At 52.0% G+C, this 6,621-nt stretch carries 6 protein-coding genes; 2 read left to right on the forward strand and 4 right to left on the reverse strand.

Going from position 1 to position 6,621, the window contains the following annotated elements; genetic code table 11:
- The coding region (locus ACR0P9_RS05850; protein WP_432618204.1) for an RnfABCDGE type electron transport complex subunit C at positions 1-1,040 on the reverse strand (1,040 nt) is incomplete at its 3' end.
- A gap of 669 nt (positions 1,041-1,709) precedes the next feature.
- Positions 1,710-2,828 carry a sensor histidine kinase gene (locus tag ACR0P9_RS05855; protein WP_432618206.1) on the reverse strand — a complete coding sequence of 373 codons (1,119 nt, stop codon included), beginning with the start codon at positions 2,826-2,828 and terminating at the stop codon, positions 1,710-1,712.
- Between the two features lie 220 nt (positions 2,829-3,048).
- On the opposite strand from ACR0P9_RS05855, the gene gap reads away from it, so the two are divergent.
- Positions 3,049-4,077, forward strand: a complete 1,029-nt coding sequence (gene gap / locus ACR0P9_RS05860; protein ID WP_216470166.1) for a type I glyceraldehyde-3-phosphate dehydrogenase — start codon at positions 3,049-3,051, stop codon at positions 4,075-4,077.
- Between the two features lie 140 nt (positions 4,078-4,217).
- Positions 4,218-5,240, forward strand: coding sequence for a hypothetical protein (locus tag ACR0P9_RS05865; protein ID WP_432618209.1), 1,023 nt, complete (start codon positions 4,218-4,220; stop codon positions 5,238-5,240).
- 73 nt (positions 5,241-5,313) lie between these two features.
- Here the strand turns inward: ACR0P9_RS05865 and ACR0P9_RS05870 are convergent, their stop codons facing one another.
- Both ACR0P9_RS05870 and ACR0P9_RS05875 read right to left on the reverse strand, forming a co-directional pair.
- On the reverse strand, positions 5,314-5,994 hold the full coding sequence (locus ACR0P9_RS05870; RefSeq protein WP_432618211.1) for a PspA/IM30 family protein: 681 nt from the start codon (positions 5,992-5,994) through the stop codon (positions 5,314-5,316).
- 27 nt (positions 5,995-6,021) lie between these two features.
- On the reverse strand, positions 6,022-6,621 hold a 600-nt coding region (locus ACR0P9_RS05875), incomplete at its 5' end, for a hypothetical protein (protein WP_432618213.1).

Genomic DNA, 6,621 nt, shown 5'->3' on the forward strand with positions numbered 1-6,621 from the left:
AGTACCGGAACGTCGGTGGTGAACTGTGCGTTACCCATCATCGGGCCGCCAGCCAGCAGCTTGTTCGGAGCAGCCTTGAAGCCGCCGCAAGCGTCGATCAGCTCGGTAATCAGGGTGCCGGTGCGTGCTTCCAGGTTCTTCGGCTCAGCGATAGCGGAACCAGAAATGGTAACAACGCGGCGGATAACCGGCATACCCTTGGCAAAGCAGCGGTATACCGCACCGGCGGTGTCTACATTGAATACAGCACAGCCTGCGTCTGCCGGCAGCTTACCGGACGGAACTTCGCGGCCTGTGACTGCGTTAATCAGCTGCTTCTCGGCGCCCTGCGGGTAGCGGCACTCCAGCGGAGCCAGCTCGATGACCGGGTCACCTGCGATCAGCTTCTCAATGCCTGCAAATGTATCCTGCTTGTTCAGCTCGATACCGATGTAGGCCTTCTTGACGCCCATGATCTTTACCAGATAACGAACGCCCTCTACGATCTCCTCCGGACGCTCCAGAAGAAGACGATGGTCGGATGTGATGTACGGCTCACATTCCGCACCGTTAATCAGGATGGTATCGCACTTGCCGATACCGGACTTGATCTTTACGTGTGTCGGGAAGGTTGCGCCGCCGTGACCAACGATACCTGCGTCCCAGATTGCCTGGATGCGCTCATCATTGGACATTGCCTCAAAATCCTTCGGCTTGACAGACTCGTCCAGTCTGTCCTCATGGTCATTCTCGATCACAATCGACAGTACCTTCGAGCCATTCTGATGCAGCATCGGAGCAACGTCTACGACCTTACCGGAAACCGATGCGTGAACCGGAGCGCTGACGAAACCGCCTGCTTCAGCGATCATCTGACCCATGTTTACGATGTCACCCTTCTTCACCAGCGGCTTTGCCGGTGCGCCAATGTGCATCGAAACCGGAAGAATGACCTTATCAGGTGCCTTCAGGACTTCGATCGGCTTTTTGTTTGTTGCGGCCTTAAACCCCGGATCATTTTTAGTGCCAGGATGGATACCGCCACGAAACGTGTACGCCATTATGGATTCACCTCTCTGTTCATTTTGTGCGGCTTCCATCAGCCGCACGGCAGACAAATACTTGTACTGCGGAACAGCCGTCCCCCCGCAAAATCAGGCACGGCCATCTCGCGTGTTCTCAAGATCGTCAGGCAGTTTTCAGAGTGCGCTCATGAAAAATCTGCACCTGCACACGGAACTGGTTCCTCGCAGAATTTGCAAGCCTCCTGCTGAAACAGTTGCTCTGGCAGATGCTGACAGACATGATGCGCGGCTCCTGCGGCTGCGCCGCCGATCCCGCTGCGCTCGTTTTCTTCGAGCACAATTTTATACTTTAGATTATACCGTCATTCCCGCCAGAAACGCAAGGAATTTTGCAAAAAAAATAACACAAATCAACAAGTTTTTTTGCGTTTCCGGTGTTAGTCTGCGCTCACTTCATGTATTTTTCGATTTTTTCGTGAATTTTTGTTTTTCTCGTGCATCGTTTTCTGCAATTCCGGTCATACTACCTCCGTCAGCCGAGGGACAATTTGTCTTAAATTAGACAGCCGCAACAACAAATGCACAAATTTCACCCCTTTTTCCGAGTTCGTTTGTACAGACTTTTGTTTTTTCGCGCAAATCCGTCATTTTTTCCAAAAAAATGCAGGAGCTGATGCCAGCTCCTGCGGGTTCGTGGTTTTTTTGTCAGTCTCGGCGAAAATGCGGCGCATCCAGCACCACAGACAGTTCAATGTCCGCCTCGCTGATGGAGTTGGAAAGAACGCGCTGATAAATATCATTGCTCTTCAGCACCTCCGGATCTTCCCGCCGCAGCGGAATGCGCAGCCGCGCATGGGTACCGGCTTCTGCTGTACGCACATAGACCAGCAGGCCGCGATGCATCATGGCAATGCGGCGCACATAGGGAACGCCCAGTCCCCATCCGCCCGGCAGGGCATCCTGTAACTCCCACGTGCTGTTCATGCGCTGCATTGCGGCGTCCGAAATGCCGACACCGTCATCGTCTACGCGGAATGTCACGCTTTTATCCGTCACTTCCGCCGACAGGCGGACATGCACCTGCTCGCCGCCATGGCGCAGGCTGTTGGAAAACAGCGACATCAGCGCAGCGCGCAGCAGATGAGCATCAACCTCTATTTCTGCGTCATGCTGCGGCAAAACGATTTCAATATTATCGATGTGCTGCCGTTCCAACTGGCGGCGTATCTCCTCTATCAAGCAGGACAGACGGTATGTGCCCCACATCATTTCTTCCGGCGCGCCGGACAGCAGCTCCAGATGTCCAATGCTTCTCAGGATCCGGTAGGCTTCCCGCCGAATTTCCGCCGCAATCTCCGGCTGCTCCAGATGATCCAGCTGATTTGCCTGAAGAATCAGATTCGCCGCGCGATCCCGCAGATCAGCCGTCGCCGCCGTCACGCCGACAGCCTGCCGCTGCACCGCCGCAAACACCAGCACGGCACCGCCGCCGACAACCGGCACAATGCGCAGATCCCACTGTTTGCCGTCCACAAACACCATTTGCTCTTGTTCGACATGCTCTGCGATGCACTGCCGAATCAGATCGCGGATTTCCAGAGACAGCACGTTCTCGACCGAATAAAACACGGCATCGACAAACTGCTGCTTGAATGCCTTGTTTCGTGCCAGTACCATTAACTCGCGCGAAACATATACGGCAGGGCGCTGTTCGCCCCCCAGCCCAAGGCAAATTGCCTGTAAAACTTCCGTTGGTTGTTCGAGAAAGCATGTTTCGCCCTCTCTATTGGATAGAATGTGCTCCTGCTCTGTGTCCTTTTCCATTGCAATCGCCCCTCTCTTTCCGATTTTCGTCAATATGTGACAGTCATTTTTCCCACATTATAGCAGAAATTATAGTGTTCTGAACATGAGATATGAAATTATTTTTATTTTTCGCCGCATTTTATACAAATCTGTCATTGCGGAAATGTTTTTTTCCGTGTATAATGAATTCGTTCCAGTAAAACAGGATTTTATATTCAATAAGGAGGATATTTCTACTATGGGTATCAAAGTAGGTATCAACGGCTTTGGCCGCATCGGCCGTATGGTTTTCCGTGCTGGTCTGGACAACGAAAACATTGAGTTCCTGGGCATCAACGACCCGGGCATGACTCCGGACTACATGGCTTACATGCTGCGTTACGACACCATGCATGGCCAGTACACCGGTGACATTTCTTACACCGACAACTCCATCATCGTAAACGGTAAGGAGATCAAGGTATTCGCTGAGTTCAAGCCGGAGCAGATTCCGTGGGGCGAGATCGGCGTAGAGTACGTTGTAGAGTCCACTGGTTTCTTCCTGACTCAGGAAGCTGCTAAGGGCCACATCGAGGCTGGCGCTAAGAAGGTTATCATGTCCGCTCCGTCCAAGGATTCCACTCCGATGTTCGTATACGGCGTAAACCAGAACGTTTACACCAAGGACATGCAGTTCGTTTCCAACGCTTCCTGCACCACCAACTGCCTGGCTCCGATCGCTAAGGTTCTGGACGAGGCATTCGGCATCAAGGAAGGCCTGATGACCACCGTTCATTCCACCACCGGCACCCAGAAGACTGTTGACGGCCCGTCCAAGAAGGACTGGCGCGGCGGCCGTGCTGCTTCCGGCAACATCATCCCGTCTTCCACTGGCGCTGCAAAGGCAGTAGGCAAGGTTTATCCGAAGCTGAACGGCAAGCTGACCGGTATCTCCATGCGTGTTCCGACCCTGGACGTATCTGTTGTTGACCTGACCGCTAACCTGGTTAAGCCGGCTTCCAAGGAAGACATCTGCGCTGCTATGAAGAAGGCTTCTGAGACTCCGATCGAAGAGGGCGGCCTGAAGGGCGTTCTGGGCTACACCGAGGATGCAGTTGTATCTTCTGACTTCCTGGGCGATGCTCGCACCTCTATCTTCGACGCTACCGCTGGCGTTTACCTGACCGACAACTTCGTAAAGGTAATTTCCTGGTACGACAACGAGTGGGGCTACTCCAACAAGCTGCTGATGCTGCTGCAGCACATGGCTAAGGTTGACGCTGAGTAATCCTTCCTTACTGAAGAATTTTTTATCAGGCTTTCTCTTCGGAGAAGGCCTGATTTTTTTCTACCCTCAGCATACCCGTATCTTGTTCTTTGTATGCTGTTCATGTTACAATGAACAAAACAACTTAAAGGGGTATTTTTATGAAAAAGAAACTGACCGCCGGACTGCTGGCTCTCTGCCTGTTGACCGGTCTGACCGGCTGCGGAAGTGGGGATTTTGCCGCACAGGTTTCAGACAAGCTGCTCTCCTCAGACACCGGCATTGCTTTTGCCGTGGACAAGCCGCTGAAAGATGATGCTTTGACGCTGACAGTTCGCTCTATCACCTTGTCCGACGCTGTCTATGCACCGCTGACCACAGACAAGGACGGTTCCTATGCCGCGTACTACACGGAAGACGGCACAGGAAAAGAACAAGACGTCAACAAGGACTCTGTATATCTGGACTGCACCGCAGACATCAAAAATACCAGCGACAAAGCGCTGGATCTCGGAGACGATCTGTTTTTCTATGCCATCACCGATGGCACTGTATACAGTGATTACATGTCCTTTACAGAATCCAAAGACAGCACAGAGCTGATTGACGCAGACAAACTGGAAAGCGGGAAAACCGCCCGCGTCCACTATGCCATCATTCTGCCGGAGGATGTCGATGCCAGTACCTTGGATGTCGCCTTTATGCTGCCATCCGCGGAAGATATTTACCGCGTATCATTCCCAAAACTCGCTGTCGCAGAGCGCACGCTGCCCATCGGCGGTGCAGTGAAAACGCAAAGCGGCGCGATGCTCACCGTTGAATCCGCCAAGCTCGTTTCTTCTATCGAGCCTGTGACAAGCGCAGGCGGAGATACTTCTGTGCAGCTGATCGGCGGCGGTAATCTATTCGACGTCGTCCTGACCATTCAAAACAACAGCGATACCGATTTGCCGCTCGGCACCTTATTTAGCGGCCGTGTGACCATGGATTCTATTAGCCGTCTCGGCACGCCGCTGCTGGAATCGGACATGGACTTGCAATATACCGGTTCAATTCCCGCCGGAACCAGCGCAACCGCGCATCTGGTATTTGAGGCGGACGGTATGCCCCGTGATTTGCAGCTCACCGATTCGTATTACATATATGTAGACGGTGTGTATTATCTCCTCTCTGCCTCGGCGTAAAGCAACATATAGATTGTGTGCAAAACAAAAGCACTAGTTCCGAAAATCGGTTCTAGTGCTTTTTCTGTATTTTTTACAGTCCCATGGACTTTTTCAGTGCTTCCAGCTCCGCATCTACCGCGGAATCCGCTGCACCTTTGCTGTATTTCTCTTCCAGTGCTTTGGCTTCATCTACCGGTTCGGTATTCAGCTCCGCCATCGCATTGGCTTCATCGAGCATTCGGTTTGCCTTGTCCTCCATTCGGTCAAACGCGCCCATGGCACCGCGCGCCTTGTCCGCATTGGATGTGATTTTATTCATGCGTTCCTGTGTCTTTGCCACAGAAACCTTTGCCTTAATCATCGCGCGGCGAGATTTGAGCGTTTCAATATCACTGACGAGCTTATCATGCATCTGGCGCATTTTGACTGCATTTTCATGTGCAGCAGTATAGGCATCAACAAGTCCTGCGCCTGCGCTTTCCAACTGCTGTTTCTTTGCCAGAAATACCTTGGCATCGCCTTCATTGCCTGCCAGCAGTGCCTGCTTGGCGAGATTTTCATATCGCGCAACTTCTGCCTGATTTTCTTCCATCAAACGTCTGGTGCGTGTCTCCTCTGCCATCACACCGGCAGTCTCTTTTTTGACCTCTGCGAGATTTTCATTGAGTTCGCGCAGATACTGGTCAATCATCTTGGACGGATCTTCCATTTTGTCGAGCACAGCATTGACATTTGCCTGCACAATATCTCCAAATCGTGAAAGAATACCCATAATTTCCTCCTAAATCCGTTCGAGAAATTACTTTTTGTTCTTTTTCTCGTATTTTTTCGCGAGATTTTCCGCTTCATCTTCGTTGCCGAACTGTTCCAGCGGCGTCTGCAAAATATCTTCCATCTCTTTGTCGCGGCGGCGTTTTTCCTGTCGTGCCTTTTCCCGCCAGCGGTACAGCAAAAATACTACAGCGACAACCGCGCCTGCGATGACAATGACGATAATCACCATCGGTGCCTGCGATTTCGTCACCGTCATAATGCGCTCGCCGGTCTTTTGGAAGACGGTCGAGAAAAACTCTTCATCTTCCATATTGCTGCTGTAATAGCGATCCAAATAATCCGCCAGCACACTGACTGCTTCGCTGTCCATAATCGTCTTGGCCTGCGAGCCGACAGCATAGCCGCAATTGTAGCTGCCGCTGCCGGTATCACAGAACACCAACAGAAAATGTCCTTCGTCCGTGAACAGTTTATCATATTCCTGCTCGGCGAACTGCTGAAGCTGTGTGGTGCTCGGTGTCGTGCTGCCGTTGTAATCGCGCAGAATATATAGATAGGGCTGCACGCCGGTACGCTGATAAAAATCCTTCATGCCGCTGGTCAGCTGATTTTTATTGCTGATCCA

This window comes from Butyricicoccus sp. (genome assembly GCF_050872565.1).
Taxonomy (GTDB): domain Bacteria; phylum Bacillota; class Clostridia; order Oscillospirales; family Butyricicoccaceae; genus Butyricicoccus_A.

What these genes read in the sequence shown, in the direction of transcription:
- ACR0P9_RS05865 (WP_432618209.1), top strand. Translation starts at nt 4,218, where the DNA reads ATGAAAAAGAAACTGACCGCCGGACTGCTGGCTCTCTGCCTGTTGACC.
- gap (WP_216470166.1), top strand. Translation starts at nt 3,049, where the DNA reads ATGGGTATCAAAGTAGGTATCAACGGCTTTGGCCGCATCGGCCGTATG.
- ACR0P9_RS05855 (WP_432618206.1), bottom strand. Translation starts at nt 2,828, where the DNA reads ATGGAAAAGGACACAGAGCAGGAGCACATTCTATCCAATAGAGAGGGC.
- ACR0P9_RS05870 (WP_432618211.1), bottom strand. Translation starts at nt 5,994, where the DNA reads ATGGGTATTCTTTCACGATTTGGAGATATTGTGCAGGCAAATGTCAAT.